Genomic DNA, 16,886 nt, shown 5'->3' on the forward strand with positions numbered 1-16,886 from the left:
TCATTAAAAAAGCATTTCTCTTAGTTGAGAAATGCTTTTTGCTTATTCTTCCTTCCAGCCGTATCGGATAAACTGTCCGATGGAGGTTGTTAATCCAATATCATGGAAAATCATAACTAAAACTAAAATCAATGGACCGACGATAATACCTACAGCGCCTAAAATTTGAAGACCTGCAAACATGGAAATAAGAACGGCTACAGGATTCAAGTTCAAACTACTGGAAAGAACCTTTGGCTCAATCATTTGACGTATAACCACGATAATTCCATATAAAATCAATATTCCGAATGCAAGTGAAAAGTCGCCGCTAATTAACAAGTAAACTGCCCAAGGGAGTAAGATTGTCCCTGTTCCTAGATAAGGCAGAAGTTCTGCAAGTCCGACAATAATCGCTAGAGTGAAAGCACCATCTACCCGAATAATTAGAAGGCCAACATACACGATAATTGCGGTAATAAACATGAGAATGACCTGTGCTCTAATAAATCCAAACAAGCGAATCCTCACACCTTGAACAAACTCACGGAACTTTTTTCGCACTCCTAATGGAACGACTTTTCTAAAGGCCGCTTGATAGCTATGCCAGCTTTTACCCATAAAGTAAATGCTTATAACTCCAAATAAGAAAGCGACAAGGAAAGCTGGAAGTCCTAAAATAAGCTGATATGTCCAATCGAGCAAAGATTGCCCAGTTTGACCGATAAGAGAGCCTAATTGGCCACCCAATTGCGAAATACTTTGCTTTAAAGCTTCTTGTTGAGTGCCATCAAGACTATTAAATAAACCTAGCCCTTGCTGCCAAAAAGGAAGAATCGTTTCATTAAAAAAGCTTTGAAACTTAATAGAGCCTGTTTCAATCCAAATTGGGACCTGATTAAAAAATTGTCTAAGACTAATGTAAATAAGAAAGACAATTCCGGCTAATAAAGAAGAAATGACAACGACTCCGCTTAATAAACTTATAATGCTTGCAAAACCTGTATTTAGTTTAACCTTTTTCATGAGTAGCCTGATAAATGGCTGCATAGTCCACGCAAAGAAAGCAGCAAACCAAAAAGGATAAGTGACTTTAAATAATTTAATAAAAAGCCAGCTTGCTAAAATGAGGGCGAGCGTAAAGAGTATGGCTCGAAGTACCATGTAGGCTTGAGCTTTGGTCATAGGATGTATCCTTTCTGATGTTCTAAAAATGTGACTGTTACTTTGTATGAACCAAGTATTTCCTTATATATTAATTCCCTTAAAATGACCTGTCAAACATTAATCAAACGAAAAAGAAACACCCTAAAAAGAGTGTTTCAGACACCTTATTCCGCGAATTCTGTTTCTAGTCGTTCTCTTTCAACATTAAATGGAAGAATTAAAATTTCTACACGTCGGTTTTGTTGACGGCCTTCCTCTGTATCATTTGAGGCAATAGGCTTGTATTCACCATGACCAGCTACAATAAACTGATTTGGGTTTAGTTGATCATTCATTAAGAAGAAGCCTAATACATTTTCAGCCCGAGAGATACTTAAAGACCAGTTTGACTGAAACTGTGGAGTGTTAATTGGATTATCATCCGTATGCCCTGAAATTTGAATATATCTAGGTGGGTCTGTTGCTAGCATATCGGAAATTTCAAATACGATATCACGAGCTTCATCTTTAAGACTGTCACTACCTGAATCAAACAGGATATTATCATTAATGGTAATGAGGAGACCATCCATTCCAATTTCCGTTGTGAGACGGTCACTTAATCCTTGTTCTTCTATGTAGCGGTTTAACTCTCGTTGTAGCTCCCACAGATCTTCAGAAGGACCTTCCTGACTGGTACCATCTTGATCGGTTTGTTGATCATTTTCTGCGTCATTTACTTCATCTAGGTCAGTCACTTCCGCGGCATCTTCGGGAGGGGAGGTTCCTTCACCCTCAAGTGAATCAGATTGCTCTAAAATACTCGTTCCACCTAATGCTTCATTTAGCGCTGACTTTAAGGATTCGTAGCGAGTGTTATCTACTTGGCCCATTGCAAACAATATGATAAAGAGGGCAAGTAATAAAGTAAGCATGTCGGCATAAGGCAATAGCCAACTCTCATCAACATGCTCTTCATCATGCTTTTTTCGTCTAGCTGACATTTTCCTGCTCAGCTCCTTCAATATAGGAAAGCTGTTCTTTTTCTCCCATATATACACTTAAATATTCTTCGATTGCTCGTGGTGAGCTTCCGTTTAAGATCGCAATCGTGCCTTCAACAATCATATGATTATGTAGAACTTCAGCTCTTGACTTACGTTTTAGCTTGTTAGCAAAGGGGTGGAAGAGAACGTACCCTAAAAAGATACCAAAAAGGGTTGCAACAAATGCAGCAGCAATGGAATGACCTAATGCTTCTGTATCGTCAAGATTTCCAAGTGCAGCAATCAATCCTAGAACAGCACCTAAAACGCCTAAACTCGGTGAATACGTACCTGCCTGCGTGAAAATAGAGGCACCAGATGCATGACGGTCTTGCATCGCATCAATTCGTTCATTTAAGGTATGACGAATAAATTCAGGCTCTTGGCCGTCAATCATCATACGAACAGCTTGTTTAAAGAATGGATCATCGATTTCATCTACCTTAGATTCTAATGCAAGCATACCTTCACGGCGTGAAATCGTTGCATATTCTACAAATTGCTTAACTAGTTCTTCCTGGGAGACTTGTTTTTTCTCGGTAAATAATACTTTAAATAAACTAGGAACTCGTTTCACCTCAGCGAAAGGGAAGGCGATCATAATTGCAGCAGCCGTTCCTGCGAAAATGATCAGAATCGCAGCAGGGTTTACGAGAACTGCCAAACTGGTTCCTTTTGCAACCATTCCAAATAATACGGCTGCAACTCCTAAGGCAATTCCGATATATGACGTTTTATCCATTATGATTCTCCTTAAAAATAAATTGATATGATTCAGTATACTATACTTAAGTCCTAGTAAGTAAGAATGGTTTAACATTCTCATAAAATGCTTGCTTCGACTTATAATTTTACCAATTTTTGCGTGAAAATAAGGAGTAATGGCGTGTAAACATTAACAAAAAACTGCCGATATCGCTAGAGGAAAGTGATTAATAAATAGTAAATTACGCTTTGACACGTCATTTTATTAGGTATATATACTTATATAGATGTAAAGGACATCGATTCCACAGTTTCTTCTTCAAAAGTGATGATTCAGTCTCATCATTTAAAAAATAATAGACTAAACATCTAGGTATATTGAAGTGAAAAATGAGTACTTTACGATTTATCCGTTTTATCGCTAGAAATGTGGTACACTGTGTATTAATGTGAAATTAGAGTGCGTCTTTAATTCATTTAAATAAAGGGAGTATATGTTAATGATTAAAGAAGCGATATCTACGTGTGTGATCTTACTATGCATTTGTATTTTACTATCTTGTGTGAATAAGGATTATCCTACTGAAGAAGTAAAGGAAACGAACCGATTCATAGCAGAAGAATTGATTCAACAAATAAAAGAAGAATTAAATGAGCTGCAAAGTGTAAGTATTGAATCTGCTCATATTCAGGCTATCAAAAAAGGTGATAACAAAGAAGATACCACAATACAGAATCGGTTTACTCAATATAATGATTCGCCATTTGTGATGTATCAACAATTTGAAACAACGCATTCATCGGCAAATGCGAGTGAAAAACTAACCCAAGTAGCTCAGTATGTTACAAAGGAATTAGCGTACGTATATAATCAGCAATCCGATGTTTGGATGGAGGTACCAGTTGAATTAAGGGAAGATTTGAATTTGCACCATGATCCAAAAGCCGAATTACAGCAATATCTTTCTATCGCTGAAGAATACAGTCATCTAATTAAGGTAGAGGAATTTGAGGAAACTGATAAAGAATGCGAACTAAGGGTTGAAGGGGCAGGAATGGAAGTGAGGTCTGCTGTTGTTCAATCTTTAGAACTAAGCAGTCTTATAAATGAGCAACAATCATCTGATTTAGTGAATCACATGGAGATTAAGGAGTTAGAATTCATTGTGAGTGTTGAGAAAAAAACAAATATGATTAACAGAATGGATATTAATATCCAACTTGCAATGCAGCATAATGGAGATCAAGTTGATATGTATCTTGAAACATATTTAAATGTACAGGACTTTAATAAAACAGAATTAAATGGTATTCCTGATGATATTATTGAGAATGCTGAAGAATATAAAATGGAACTCGGAAATATGGAATAGTAACTTAAATAAAGATGAGAATCATCATTTGAGATCATAAGAATCCAAGTGATGATTTTTTAGTTATGACATAAATTATATCATTATTTTTCTTTCGTCTCAAAACAACAAGAATACTTAGATAATGAGATATAACTGATCAATTTTCTATTGGTTCCGATAATATATATTATGTAAACCTAGAAAAATCATTAAACTTTTTTTGCAATTTACACGTTTAAACTACTCCTCTCACTATTTGAATAATGAACTTTATAACTGGTGCAAGTATTCCTGCTGAAAGCAAGTAAAAAAGTTAATAAGAAAGGTTCTAATGAAAGTCCAGAAACGAATGCGACAATGCCGAAAACGATAATTAGCTTTTTCTTTGATGTCTTCTTATCATTAGCTTCCATAGTATATTCCTCCTTTTTCATCATTACTTTTCCTAAGAACTAATAAATTTAACAAACTCCATCAGTAGTGTTAAAGGTAATAGAACGGCGATCATTCCTCCTGTAACTAAACTAATCCCCCTACCCCATTTTACTAACCTTTGATTATAATCATCTTGTTGTTTCGCAATAGATGCGAGTACGATACCAACAATTCCTACTAGACCACCTACTATAGGTAAAAAAACAAACCAAAATGCTGAGAGAATCCCGGTGATCAACGTTAAGACAGAAAGAGCATCGTATGATTGATTTTGATTTTGCTCATTATTCATGCTACTCTTCTCCCTTTACTTTTAGTTAAAACAAAATCTTTCTATTCATCCAAGTCTCAAGCTCCACATTCCCTTGTACAGATAATAGACGATATAAAAATCTGTAAGGTATTCTCACGTGTTCTAGCTGCGGTAGCTCTAACACCGTTTGATAACCTTCTTTAAAGGCTGCTGCGGATGGCTCATCTAATACATACTCAAGACCAACAAAATCAAGCTCTCGTGGAGCAACGACATAGGCTTCTGTGTCAACCAAACCTGTAATCGTGTTTCCGTCGCTCAAAAATTGAGTTGGGTCAATATCTACTAATACAAATGTTGAAGATTCTGGATGAGAAATATGCTGAAGCTGTGTACGAGTCGTGTGGAGTAATTCTTTAAAGTCCTTTTTATCATCGTAAAACCTAAATACCAGTTGACTCATTGTTTCTGTGACATGTGAATGAAACTGATCTAACGAAACGTGGAAGGTTCTACTAGGAGATCCTATATAATCTCTCTTTATGGAGTGGATTCCTGCTAATCCTGCCCCTAAGCTTTTCATCATTGATGGGTGTTGATCTATAAAGGAATGAATGGTCGCACCCTGTATTTTTTCCAATAAAGCAAATTCTTTTTCGTCTATTTTCTTAACATCAAACAAAGTTGGGATCGGAATCTGCGTCTGTTTACTCAACGTCTGGTGAATAATATTAAGTTCGGTTAATCGTCTTGGATCAATACCAAATAGATTGTGGCATCCCCACCAGAACGCATTAGATGGCTCATCAACCATCTTGGATGAGCGAACTATTACTTCTCTATCAGTTGTCTTTACTAACCAGACGTCACTGGCATGGTCTTCATATCCAGGGCTAAGTTCTTGGATTTCTATGATACTCTCGTTTGGAAATAGTTTTTTGCTAAACATTAGTCGCTCCCTCACTACTCTACTGTAATCTTATGTACTGTCTTTCCCAATAAATTGAAGTTTGAATCCAGAAATATTTTAAGCGTTTGCAATTTTGAGCATCTTTTCCTTTTCATCTCTCAAACTTTTTAATATAATAATTAGATAATAACGATTATTATCTAATAGTCGTTTTCGTGTTATTTCTACAAAAATATACAAAGAAATGGGGAATTTGCATGAGCCGTAATAATATTATTTCGCGCGCAAATCATGGCGCAGACGAGTCTGGTGGGAAATGTCCTTTTTTACACGGGAGTACAACGAGTGCACATTCCAGTGGTACAACAAATAAGGATTGGTGGCCAAACCAATTAAATTTGAACATCCTCCATCAACACGATCGTAAGTCTAACCCATTCGGAGCTGAATTTAATTATAAGGCAGAATTTGAAACATTAGATTATACCGCGTTAAAAAAGGATCTTGAAGCTCTTATGACGGATAGTCAAGATTTTTGGCCGGCAGACTATGGCCATTACGGTCCCCTTTTCATTCGAATGGCGTGGCATGCTGCAGGTACATATCGTACAGGTGATGGCCGCGGTGGTGGGAATACAGGTAATCAACGCTTTGCACCTCTAAATAGCTGGGCTGATAATGCAAACGTTGATAAAGCGCGTCGCCTTCTCTGGCCAATTAAACAAAAGTATGGAAATAAGATTTCATGGGCTGACCTCCTTCTTATGACTGGGAATGTAGCCATTGAATCAATGGGTGGAAAAACATTTGGTTTTGGTGGCGGCCGTGAAGATATTTGGCAACCGGAAGAAGATGTCTATTGGGGAAATGAAACAGAAATGCTGGGTGACAACCGTTACACAGGTGATCGACAGCTTGAAGATCCCCTTGCTGCTGTTCAAATGGGGTTAATTTACGTGAATCCTGAAGGTCCTAATGGAAAGCCAGATCCAGTTGGTAGTGGTCGAGATATTCGTGAAACGTTTGCTCGTATGGGAATGAATGATGAGGAAACGGTCGCTCTTATCGCGGGCGGACATACGTTCGGTAAGGCTCATGGTGCTGGTGATGCAAAGCAAGTTGGGCCTGAGCCTGAAGCTGCACCACTTGAAGCACAAGGCTTAGGATGGATCAGCTCTCACGGTAGCGGAAAGGGACGCGATACCATTACAAGTGGAATTGAAGGTGCGTGGACAGCCAACCCTACACAATGGGACAATGGATTCTTTGACTTATTATTCGGTTATGAGTGGGAGTTAACGAAAAGTCCAGCAGGAGCGTATCAATGGGTTGCGGTTGATCAGGACGAGAAACATCTTGCGCCTGACGCGGAAGATTCCTCTATCCGAGTCAAAACCATTATGACAACAGCTGACATGGCATTACGCATGGATTCAGCCTATGAGAAAATTGCTCGTCATTTCCATCAGAACCCTGAGGAGTTTGCAGATGTTTTTGCTCGTGCTTGGTTTAAGCTACTCCATCGTGATATGGGCCCTCGCTCTCGTTATCTTGGTCCAGAAGTTCCACAGGAAGAGTTAATTTGGCAGGATCCTGTGCCGACAGTTGATTATACATTGACCGATGAAGAGATTTCTTCACTTAAAGCGACGATTCTTCAATCAGGGCTTTCGGTTAGTGAGCTCGTATCAACGGCATGGGCTTCAGCTGCTACCTTCCGCAGGTCTGATAACCGTGGTGGCGCCAATGGCGCTCGTATCCGTTTAGAACCGCAAAAGAACTGGGAAGTAAACGAACCAGCTCAGCTTCAGAAGGTACTTCAAGTATTTGAGACAATTAAAGCAGATGGTAAAACGGATATTAGTATCGCTGACCTAATCGTATTAGGTGGTACTGCTGCTATTGAAAAAGCCGCACAGGATGCTGGCTTTAACGTAGAAGTACCTTTTGCCCAGGGGCGTGGAGATGCCACTGAGGAACAAACGGATGCAGATAGCTTTGATGTACTAGAGCCTTTTGCAGATGGGTTCCGTAACTATCAGAAGAACCAGTACAGCGTGACTGCCGAAGAGCTTTTAGTTGATAAAGCTCAGCTTCTTGGATTAACGGCTCCTGAAATGACCGTTCTTGTTGGAGGGTTACGAGTTCTCGGAGCAAATCATGGTGGTTCTGATAAAGGTGTATTCACAAATCAGGTTGGCGTGCTCACCAATGATTTCTTTGTGCACTTATTAGATAATCAAGTAGCATGGAAGCCTACTGATGAAGGTACCTATGATGGGTATGATCTTCAGAGCAAACAAGTTGTACGCAAAGCATCACGTATTGATCTTGTTTTCGGTTCAAACTCCGTATTACGCGCAATCTCAGAAGTGTACGCACAGGATGATAACAAAGGAAAGTTCGTGCAAGACTTTATCTCTGCATGGGTTAAGGTGATGAATGCGGATCGATTTGAATTAAAGCAACGAAGCAAACAATCGGTATAAAATAAAAAAGAGCTTGGGATATAACTAATAATCGATACAAAAAAGGCGAATGATTCTACGATTGAATCATTCGCCTTTCGTGTTTTTTGATTTTTAGTAAGACGAGCGAAGGATTCTCCTGAAGCGGATTTATTGCTATGTTCGTGTTTTGTTATCTAAATTGACGTTATGTCCCAGCCTCTTCTTAGTTATATGTCTATACGATAAAACCTTGCTGCATTCTCTCCAAATAGCTTATGTTTGTCTTCTTCTGATAACTTATCTTCAAATGTACTGTTTATGATCTCAACTACTTCATCATATGTTGCGGCTACTAAACAGACGGGCCAATCACTCCCAAACATTAAACGATTAGGACCAAATGCATCATATGCACGTTGAAGATATGGCTTAAAATCAAGAATCTCCCAGTCGACTTTTGCCTCTGTCACTAATCCAGAAAGCTTGCAGTAGACTGTTGAATAAGAAGCGATCTCCTGAAGCTGATCTTCCCAAGTGTCAAGCTGGGCATTTGCAATCGTAGGTTTACCTAAATGATCAATCATAGCTCTTAATTTAGGTACTTCTCTTAATAACTGTACGATTACAGGTAATTGAATTTCTCTTACCAACAAATCAACGGATATTTGCTGCTTCTCCAAATATTTAAACGCTTTCAAATATGAAGAGCTTAATAGGATGGACGGATCCTCCATATCTTGAATCATGACACGAATACCTACAAATTTCTTATGCTTCTTTAAAGTTTCTAGATCTTCTTTAAACGTATGACCTGTTACATCAACCCAGCCAACTACACCTAGTATAGAGTTTGTTTGTTCACTTAACTCTAAAAGCAACTCAGTATCTTTTATGTTTGGAGAAGCTTGAACGGTTATGGTTCCGTCCATTGAATGTGTTTTTAGATGATGGACTAAATCCTCTGGTACATAATCGCGGTAAAGTACCGAATCACTAGGATCAATCCAATCATAATAACCATCCTCGATCCTCCAGAAATGTTGATGTGCATCAATTCGAATGGTCTTCCCCATCTAAGACGACCCCCTTCTTTAGAATAATGTTGGCATACTGTGACTTCTCACCTGTCGCTACAATGGCATAGGCTTGTTTTGCTCGTTCATAGAAATCAAATCTCTCTAAGTATTCGAATGATGTGGATCCTACCTTCTCTTGGTACATTCCCCAAATAGGCGTTTCAACTCGATCTCCTTCTACAACCTTCATCAAGCTTAAAGGTTCTTGCACGTATTGGTCTAACGGAAATAAAGGTAAAATAGCGTCTAATAATGCAGGAATGGTGATCCCATCACTTCTGATTAATCGCGAGGTATGACTCGCTGCTGGAAAATGGGCATCTGCTAAAACAATTTCATCACCATGCCCCATTTCCATTAAAATCTTGACCAGTTCAGGACTTAATAATGGAGAGATCCCTTTTAACATATCATTGTCACCTCACCGTATTAGTTTATAATTTTGTTTACGGTACGTAGAGGGTGTTACCCCCACTGCTTTTTTGAATGAGCGGAAAAAATGAGGCATACTTTGATATCCTAATTGCTCCGCGATAGATTGAATGCTCCAATCTGTATGTGCTAGAAGTTCACGTGTTTTTAATAGTCGTTTTGTAGCTAAGAACTCACTAAAAGTCATACCTATCGTTTGTTTAAATTTTTTGCTGAAATACACGGTACTCATGTTTGCTATTTGAGCTAAATCCTCCAGCCTTACTGTTTTGCTTAGATTTTTGTCGATATATTCTAAGCTATCTTGAATCCACATTAAGTTCGGTGGTATAGGATTCGGAAGAAGTTTTAAGTGATCAAACCAACGATTAATCTGAAGAATGAACAAGAGAATATGTAATGAGCATACCTCCTCCCAGTGAGAATTCATCGTTAATTTCTCCTGATGTATTCGTTCAAAAAAAGTAAGGACAAGTCTCTGGTCAGGAGCTGATAGCTTATATCTAAATAATCGATCCTCTTTAACCTTTTTAAATGTTTGGTTCAATATCTGGCGGTTAGCTTCTGAAAAAATGGAGTTTGATGGTGAAAAGAATAGTGCAGTTGCTGTCAGTGTATGATCTCCTTGCAACGTAGACTTATGAATGCTGTTCGGTGGAATGAAAATGAAATCGCCTTCTTCCAATTCATAGATCATTTGATCAATAAAAAACGTTGCTCCTCCTTTATGAATGTAAATAAGCTCGCACCAATCATGTAAATGTTCGGTTAGTTCCTCCTCTTTTCCCTTGGTTATCTTATAATTCAACAAAAATGGCATGGTTCCTTCTGAAGAGAGTTTCTTTCTAATCGGATGCATCCATTCCAACCTCCGAGTCTTAAAATGTTAAAATAAGCTACGATTCTGTTAAATGAAGCTATTAGTGTAGCTTATACCATATGATAAACTAATTATGAAAATCATATCATATTGGTTTTTGTTTTTGGAAATATGTTCATGTTCAATTGATTAATAAGATGCGGAGGGAGTGTTCGAATGCGTTTAGAGGGCAAGATTGCTCTAATTACAGGAGCTGGTTCTGGAATTGGTAGGCAGACGGCACAGCTTTTTGCTAGAGAGGCAGCGACAGTTATTGTTAATGATATCGACCGGAATCGTGGTGAGGAAACAGTTCACTCTATAAAAGAAGAAGGCGGAGAATCTACCTTTATTCAAGCGGACACAACAGATGCTGAATCAGTAAAAAATATGGTTGATCAAATCATTCAAACATATTCTACGATTGATATTCTGTTTAATAATGCTGGAATAAGTGGAATTGGCCCTCTTCATTTAATTGAGGAAGAAGATTGGGACCGGATTATGCAGGTAAATATAAAAGGAGTGTATCTCCCTAGTAAATATGTACTCCCCCATATGATGAAAGAATCGAATGGAACGATCATTAATATGTCATCATGTATTGCTGAAATTGGCCTAGCAGACCGAGCGTCTTACGCTGCGACAAAAGGGGCAATCCTTTCTTTAACGAAATCAATGCAAGTAGACTATGCCTCTTATCATATTCGTGTGAACGCCATCTTACCAGGAACGATATTTACACCCTTTGTTGAACAGTATTTAAGTCAATCACCTGATCCAGAAGCAGCTATTGCAAAAGTAAAAACCCGACAATTATCTGGAGAACTAGGAAAACCTGAGGATGTCGCAAGAGCAGCATTATTCTTGGCTTCAGATGAATCCAAATTTATGATGGGTTCTCCACTGTACATTGATGGCGGTGTCGTTTTCGGAAAAAATGCTTAATCATAAGGAGTGTGTAAAGTGAAAATATGTAATATCGTTATTGACCAAAAAGATCAACTAGGTATCGTATTAGATCATCACATTATTCATATCCGTAAGGCTTTAGAAGTCTTGCCTTGTGAAGGAATACCTCAAACTGTAAGCGAATTCATAGAGGTTGGCGCTGAATCAACGATTCGTATAGCAAGTTATCTTCAAACATTACGTACGACTAGCGACCAACCTTATGTATTTGAAGAAGAAGAATGCCATTTTGGCCCTGTCGTTACTCATCCTAGCAAAATTATTTGCGTAGGATTAAATTACCGGCGCCATGCTGATGAAACAGGAGCAGCCTATCCAGAAGTCCCTATCCTTTTTAACAAATTTAATAATACGCTCACTGGCCATTTAAAGGATATCGCTATCCCGAATGTGACCGAAGAACTTGATTATGAGGTTGAATTAGCTGTCGTTATTGGTAAGAAAGCCAAAAACGTTAGTGAAGATCATGCCCTAGATTATGTTTTAGGATATACAATTGCAAATGACTTATCGGCACGTGACCTTCAGATGAGAACGCCACAATGGCTTTTAGGTAAAACCTGTGATGATTTTAGTCCAATCGGTCCCTATCTTGTTACAGCAGATGAAGTTGGTGATCCTCAATCACTGGCTCTCCAAACAACGGTAAATAATGAGCTAAGACAGGATTCTAATACGTCAGATATGATTTTCAATTGTAAAGAGATCATAAGCTACATCTCCAAACATTTCACGCTTGAACCAGGTGATATGATTTTAACTGGAACTCCAGAGGGGGTTGTTCTTGGGCAACCGGAAGATAAACGCAACTACTTAAAGCCAGGTGATGTTGTAACTGTTGAAATTGAGAAACTAGGAGCTTTAACGAATACCTTCATCGAGGAAAAGTGAGGAGCGGACTATGAAAATCACAAATGTTGAAACCTATTTATTAGATGTTCCTTTAAAACAAAAAGCCATCACGGACTCGCAAACAAGATTAGAATCGGTTGAATTTGTGGCGGTACGTATCGATACGAATGAAGGCATTAGTGGTTGGGGGTTTAATTGGAACTATACAAAAGGATCTCGGGCCATCCAGACCATTATCGATGATACGTATGCCCCTGCTCTAAAAGGAGAAGATCCTCTCCTTCATAAGAGCCTGATGAAAAAGCTACACTACACCAATCATTTTATCGGACAAGTGGGTATTACAAGAGTGGCTCTTTGTGCGGTAAACTTTGCACTTTGGGATATCAGACTTAAAGTGGCTAACATGCCATTATGGAGATACTTAGGTCCCGCTAAAGAGAAAGTTAAAGCATATAATACGGACGGTGGCTGGTTACACACAACGACAGATGAACTCGTTCGAGATATGAATGCTTTAGTTGAGCGGGGATTCGATGCGGTTAAAATGAAGTTAGGCTTGCCTGATCCTAGAGAAGATTACGAGCGAGTGAAGCAAGTGCGTCAATCTATTCCAAAAGAAGTGAAACTTATGGTTGATGTGAACACGGTTTGGGATTTGAAAACCGCTATGGTTTGGGGCAGAAAGCTTGAGGAATTTGATATTTACTGGCTTGAAGAACCGATGAATCCATTTAATAAAACGGACCATGCTAAGCTTGCTCAGGCGCTTGACGTACCTATCGCTGTAGGTGAAACCATTTATACGAAATATGATTTTCGTGAATACATTGAAGCGGGTGCGGTCGATATTATTCAGGCTGATGCGACCAAGCTCTCAGGAATTGATGAGTGGCTAGATGTAGCTGCACTTGCCCGCTGTCATGATCTAGAAGTGATTCCACATACCAACGTTCAACAAAAACTACATGTGCAGCTTGCTGCTGCCTCCTCAAATGTTCCGATGGTTGAGTGCTGCTATGAATCAATTATGGACATTTGGGAAGATCCGATCCAAGTCGTGAATGGGTACTATACGCTACCAGAAGAGCCTGGACTTGGTTGTAAGTTAAAAGACTCTGTTTTGAAGGATTGTAGGATTGGATGAGGATTTCACACTACTTGATAAGGGAGATATCATATGGGGAGATTAGCTGGCCGCATTGCTCTTGTCACTGGAGGCGCTAGAGGGATTGGGAAAGCGATCGTCACACGTCTAGCAGAAGAAGGTGCTCATGTAGCAATCAATTATCATACACAAGAATTAAAAGAACAAGCAAGCATTTTACAAAAGCATATAGAACAAACCTATCATGTGAAAACAATGATTGTTCAAGGGAATGTAGGGATTAAACAAGAAGTTGATCTAATGATTACGGAGGTTGAAGAAGCCTTAGGTCATGTTGAGATTCTTGTTAATAATGCAGGGATTGCTCCCTTTGAATCCTTTTTACATGTGTCTGAGCATACATGGGACTCAACCTATGAGACAAACGTCAAATCCATTTTCTTATTAAGTCAACGTGTTGCACCTCATATGATTGAGAAGAGATATGGTAAAATGATCACGATTGCATCTACAGCTGGTGTTCTTATTACAAGTCCAGTACTCCCACACTATATCTCATCAAAAGCTGCTGCAACTCAATTAACTAAGGCGTTGGCTATAGAATTAGGACCTTATCATATTAATGTAAATGCGGTCGGGCCAAGTACCGTGCAAACAGATATGACTAGCGCTATGTTCGAGGATGAAGAGAATCATAAGCGTGAAATAGAAGCTAATCCTATGAAAAGACTTGGAACGCCAAAGCAGATTGGTGATGCTGTCGTCTTCTTAGCTTCAGACGAAGCAGAGCAAATTAATGGTCATTTATTAATGGTAGATGGCGGATTAACCGTAAAAGCGGCTCAACCTGATGATCAATTGGAACGATAATCACTATTGAAGGAAGATGGTAACACTCCATCCTCCTTTTTTATTTGGAATCGAAACGGAACAAACGTTCCGACACCGTCAAATTTCTCATTTTTATCTATATGTTACTTGTCAGTTAAGTCTTCAATAGCTTGTTCTAACAGGGCATGAGACCTGATGAATTCATCTAGTGCTTGTTGTTTTATGCTCTGTGCTTTTTCACTATCTCTTAAGAAATATATCGTCACTTCTTGAAACGTGTCTTCTCGCAATTTTCGTTTATCAGGGCGTATGACGCCTTCTTTCATTAATTCATGTAAGGCTCTATATACTTCCGCATGATTTGGTGAAAATCCAAAGGGCTTAAATTGTTCTTTTAATTCTTGAAGCATCTGTGTACCATAGGGCCTACCTTTTTCAATGAAGGTAATCAGATACGCTTTTAAGAACAATCGTTGTTTAACTAAAAAGCCAGTCGAATTTCGTTTAGCGTTCATCTCATATCCCCTCCCCTTATTATACTAATTGTATAATAGTGGCGAATAAAGAGATATGGTTTTCACTAAAAAAGCCTTCTTATACGTTCGTTCGTCAAGAAGGCCCCTACTTTGCTATTTTTTGTTTTTGTATAAGTACATCGTTAGTGGTGCAAAGATGACTAAAATAATTGCCGATGCTAACAACACCCAGCCAATCTCTGAAGCTGCTACTGAACCATACATGCATCCTCTTACTGCCGTCACTAATAATGAAATAGGATTCACATCTACAAATCCTTGAAGAATTTCAGGAAGTGTTTGGGGGTCAACAAACACATTACTTACAAATGTCAATGGGAATAAAACCATCATACTAACCATCATTAGAGATTTTTCTGAACGCATAATGATCCCAAGTGTCGTCCAAATCCAAGACAAACTAAAGCAAAAGATGAGGATAAGACCTAAAGCAGCCAGAACGCCAATAAATCCTCCCTCTGGTCTAAAGCCAAGCAGTAACCCTAGAAGTATCATAATCGTTGACGCCATCAAATAGCGAACGGCATCTATAAGTAAAGCACCGACTAAAGCAGAAGGTAACCATATTGGTAATGTTCTAAAACGGTCAAACACACCTTTTCGAATGTCATTGTTTAAGTCTACACCTGTATACATTGTGATCTGAGCAACGGTCATCACTAAAATGCCTGGTAGCAAGAACTGTAAATACTCACCTGTTGATCCAGCAATCGCTCCACCAAACAGGTAGGTGAACATTAACAGAAAGATAATCGGGAACATTGTAACATCGAACAATTGTTCTGGTACGTGTTTAATTCGTAACAAAGCTCTTGTGGAAAAAGTTAAAGACGATGAAAGCGGACTTGGATGTGGTGGCCTAACACTTGATGCAATCGCATCTTGTAGTTTTTGGTCTACATCAGATTGTTGACTCATTTACCTTCCCCCTCCTTTTCAATTGGCGCCGTTTGGCCTGTTAAGGTAAGGAAAACCTCATCTAGACTTGGTTGACCAAGAGAAAAGTCTACAAGTGAAATGCCAGCATCATTCAACCCGTTAAGCGCCTCAATCACAATGGATGAATGTGTCACCTGACAAGTGAGTGAGGTTGAATCTGATCCGATATGTACCGGTCCATCAATTATGGTTTCGAGCAAGGCCTTCGCTTGAGTGCTTTCCTCGCTATGACGTAAACGTAATTGCAGGGTTCCTGAACCAACAGATGCTTTTAATTCATCACTTGTTCCCTCTGCAATAATTTTACCTTGATTAATTACTGCAATTCGATCTGCAAGCTGATCGGCTTCTTCTAAGTATTGAGTCGTTAATAGTACCGTCGTTCCGGCTTTTACTAACGCACGAACAATATCCCACACTTGATTTCGACTTCTAGGATCAAGTCCTGTCGTTGGTTCATCGAGAAATAGGAGTTCAGGAGTCACAACGATGCTTGCAGCAATATCAATACGACGTCGCATTCCACCTGAATACTTTTTCACTTGTCTTTTAGCCGCGTCCTCCAAGCTAAATGCATGCAACAATTCATTTGCACGCTCCTTCGCTTGTTTGCGGGAAAACCCCATTAAACGTGCAATCAGTATTAGATTTTCAATCCCTGTTAAATCTTCATCAATGGAAGCATATTGTCCAGTTAAGCTGATGCGACTTCGTACTTCAGCTGATTCTGAAGCTAGGTCATATCCAAAGATGTTCGCCTTGCCACCGTCTAAAGGTAAGAGCGTTGACAGCATACGAATGGTTGTTGTTTTACCTGCACCATTCGGACCTAAAAACCCATATACTGTTCCTTTTTTGATGGATAGATCAACACCATCTACTGCGCGGTGATCTCCAAAAACTTTGACTAACCCTTTTGCTTCAATTGCAAAATCTGAATTTACTACATGATTCAATGCTTTACACCACCCTTTTGTATACGTTGAATAACCCATGTATAGG

General features: G+C 38.9%; 18 protein-coding genes. 6 read left to right on the forward strand and 12 right to left on the reverse strand.

Annotation, left to right across the window (positions count from 1 at the left end; genetic code table 11):
• Positions 1-42 precede the first annotated feature (42 nt).
• The 3 genes from ytvI to motA form a co-directional block, all read right to left on the reverse strand.
• Positions 43-1,164: a sporulation integral membrane protein YtvI gene (gene ytvI / locus JNO66_RS04060; protein ID WP_203086913.1), complete on the reverse strand. Its 1,122-nt coding sequence runs from the start codon at positions 1,162-1,164 to the stop codon at positions 43-45.
• Positions 1,165-1,310: 146 nt separating this feature from the next.
• Positions 1,311-2,129 (reverse strand): flagellar motor protein MotB, encoded by an 819-nt coding sequence (locus JNO66_RS04065; protein WP_203086914.1) that lies wholly within the window; start codon positions 2,127-2,129, stop codon positions 1,311-1,313.
• Positions 2,119-2,913, reverse strand: coding sequence for a flagellar motor stator protein MotA (gene motA / locus JNO66_RS04070; RefSeq protein WP_203086915.1), 795 nt, complete (start codon positions 2,911-2,913; stop codon positions 2,119-2,121). Before motA ends, JNO66_RS04065 begins: the two co-directional genes overlap by 11 nt.
• Positions 2,914-3,376: 463 nt before the next feature.
• Here motA and JNO66_RS04075 point away from each other — a divergent pair, with 463 nt between their 5' ends.
• Positions 3,377-4,249, forward strand: a complete 873-nt coding sequence (locus JNO66_RS04075) for a DUF6612 family protein (RefSeq protein WP_203086916.1) — start codon at positions 3,377-3,379, stop codon at positions 4,247-4,249.
• Positions 4,250-4,458: 209 nt separating this feature from the next.
• Here JNO66_RS04075 and JNO66_RS04080 read toward each other — a convergent pair whose 3' ends face one another.
• From JNO66_RS04080 to JNO66_RS04090, 3 genes are read right to left on the reverse strand one after another with little or no spacing between them, the layout of a single operon-like run.
• Positions 4,459-4,644, reverse strand: coding sequence for a hypothetical protein (locus JNO66_RS04080; protein WP_203086917.1), 186 nt, complete (start codon positions 4,642-4,644; stop codon positions 4,459-4,461).
• Positions 4,645-4,676: 32 nt separating this feature from the next.
• Positions 4,677-4,958: a hypothetical protein gene (locus tag JNO66_RS04085; RefSeq protein WP_203086918.1), complete on the reverse strand. Its 282-nt coding sequence runs from the start codon at positions 4,956-4,958 to the stop codon at positions 4,677-4,679.
• Positions 4,959-4,983: 25 nt separating this feature from the next.
• A complete protein-coding gene (locus JNO66_RS04090) occupies positions 4,984-5,868 on the reverse strand; it encodes a phosphotransferase (protein ID WP_203086919.1) in 885 nt (294 codons plus the stop codon).
• Positions 5,869-6,086: 218 nt separating this feature from the next.
• Between JNO66_RS04090 and katG the strand changes: the two genes are divergently transcribed.
• A complete protein-coding gene (gene katG / locus JNO66_RS04095; RefSeq protein ID WP_203086920.1) occupies positions 6,087-8,318 on the forward strand; it encodes a catalase/peroxidase HPI in 2,232 nt (743 codons plus the stop codon).
• A gap of 188 nt (positions 8,319-8,506) precedes the next feature.
• Here katG and JNO66_RS04100 read toward each other — a convergent pair whose 3' ends face one another.
• From JNO66_RS04100 to JNO66_RS04110, 3 genes are read right to left on the reverse strand one after another with little or no spacing between them, the layout of a single operon-like run.
• A complete protein-coding gene (locus JNO66_RS04100) occupies positions 8,507-9,352 on the reverse strand; it encodes an amidohydrolase family protein (RefSeq protein WP_203086921.1) in 846 nt (281 codons plus the stop codon).
• Positions 9,330-9,764: an L-fucose mutarotase gene (gene fucU / locus JNO66_RS04105; protein WP_203086922.1), complete on the reverse strand. Its 435-nt coding sequence runs from the start codon at positions 9,762-9,764 to the stop codon at positions 9,330-9,332. Before fucU ends, JNO66_RS04100 begins: the two co-directional genes overlap by 23 nt.
• Positions 9,765-9,776: 12 nt before the next feature.
• Positions 9,777-10,595 carry a helix-turn-helix domain-containing protein gene (locus JNO66_RS04110; RefSeq protein WP_210340763.1) on the reverse strand — a complete coding sequence of 273 codons (819 nt, stop codon included), beginning with the start codon at positions 10,593-10,595 and terminating at the stop codon, positions 9,777-9,779.
• A gap of 228 nt (positions 10,596-10,823) precedes the next feature.
• Between JNO66_RS04110 and JNO66_RS04115 the strand changes: the two genes are divergently transcribed.
• The 4 genes from JNO66_RS04115 to JNO66_RS04130 are packed head-to-tail and all read left to right on the forward strand — an operon-like array spanning position 10,824 to position 14,448.
• Complete coding sequence (locus JNO66_RS04115; protein ID WP_203086924.1) at positions 10,824-11,594, forward strand: SDR family NAD(P)-dependent oxidoreductase; 771 nt, start codon at positions 10,824-10,826, stop codon at positions 11,592-11,594.
• An 18-nt stretch (positions 11,595-11,612) separates the two neighbouring features.
• Positions 11,613-12,509 carry a fumarylacetoacetate hydrolase family protein gene (locus JNO66_RS04120; RefSeq protein WP_203086925.1) on the forward strand — a complete coding sequence of 299 codons (897 nt, stop codon included), beginning with the start codon at positions 11,613-11,615 and terminating at the stop codon, positions 12,507-12,509.
• 10 nt (positions 12,510-12,519) lie between these two features.
• Positions 12,520-13,617: a mandelate racemase/muconate lactonizing enzyme family protein gene (locus tag JNO66_RS04125; protein WP_203086926.1), complete on the forward strand. Its 1,098-nt coding sequence runs from the start codon at positions 12,520-12,522 to the stop codon at positions 13,615-13,617.
• A 33-nt stretch (positions 13,618-13,650) separates the two neighbouring features.
• The gene (locus tag JNO66_RS04130) at positions 13,651-14,448 is read left to right on the forward strand and encodes an SDR family NAD(P)-dependent oxidoreductase (protein WP_203086927.1); all 798 of its coding nucleotides are present in this window, start codon (positions 13,651-13,653) and stop codon (positions 14,446-14,448) included.
• A gap of 104 nt (positions 14,449-14,552) precedes the next feature.
• Here JNO66_RS04130 and JNO66_RS04135 read toward each other — a convergent pair whose 3' ends face one another.
• From JNO66_RS04135 to JNO66_RS04145, 3 genes are all read right to left on the reverse strand, one after another.
• The gene (locus JNO66_RS04135; protein ID WP_203086928.1) at positions 14,553-14,924 is read right to left on the reverse strand and encodes a helix-turn-helix domain-containing protein; all 372 of its coding nucleotides are present in this window, start codon (positions 14,922-14,924) and stop codon (positions 14,553-14,555) included.
• 114 nt (positions 14,925-15,038) lie between these two features.
• The gene (locus tag JNO66_RS04140) at positions 15,039-15,863 is read right to left on the reverse strand and encodes an ABC transporter permease (RefSeq protein WP_203086929.1); all 825 of its coding nucleotides are present in this window, start codon (positions 15,861-15,863) and stop codon (positions 15,039-15,041) included.
• Entirely contained in the window at positions 15,860-16,840 is a 981-nt protein-coding gene (locus tag JNO66_RS04145; protein ID WP_373367151.1) for an ATP-binding cassette domain-containing protein, read from the reverse strand. Before JNO66_RS04145 ends, JNO66_RS04140 begins: the two co-directional genes overlap by 4 nt.
• Between the last annotated feature and the right edge of the window lie 46 nt (positions 16,841-16,886).

The sequence above is a fragment of the Alkalicoccobacillus gibsonii genome (assembly GCF_016798245.1).
Taxonomy (GTDB): Bacteria; Bacillota; Bacilli; order Bacillales; family Bacillaceae_D; genus Alkalicoccobacillus; species Alkalicoccobacillus gibsonii.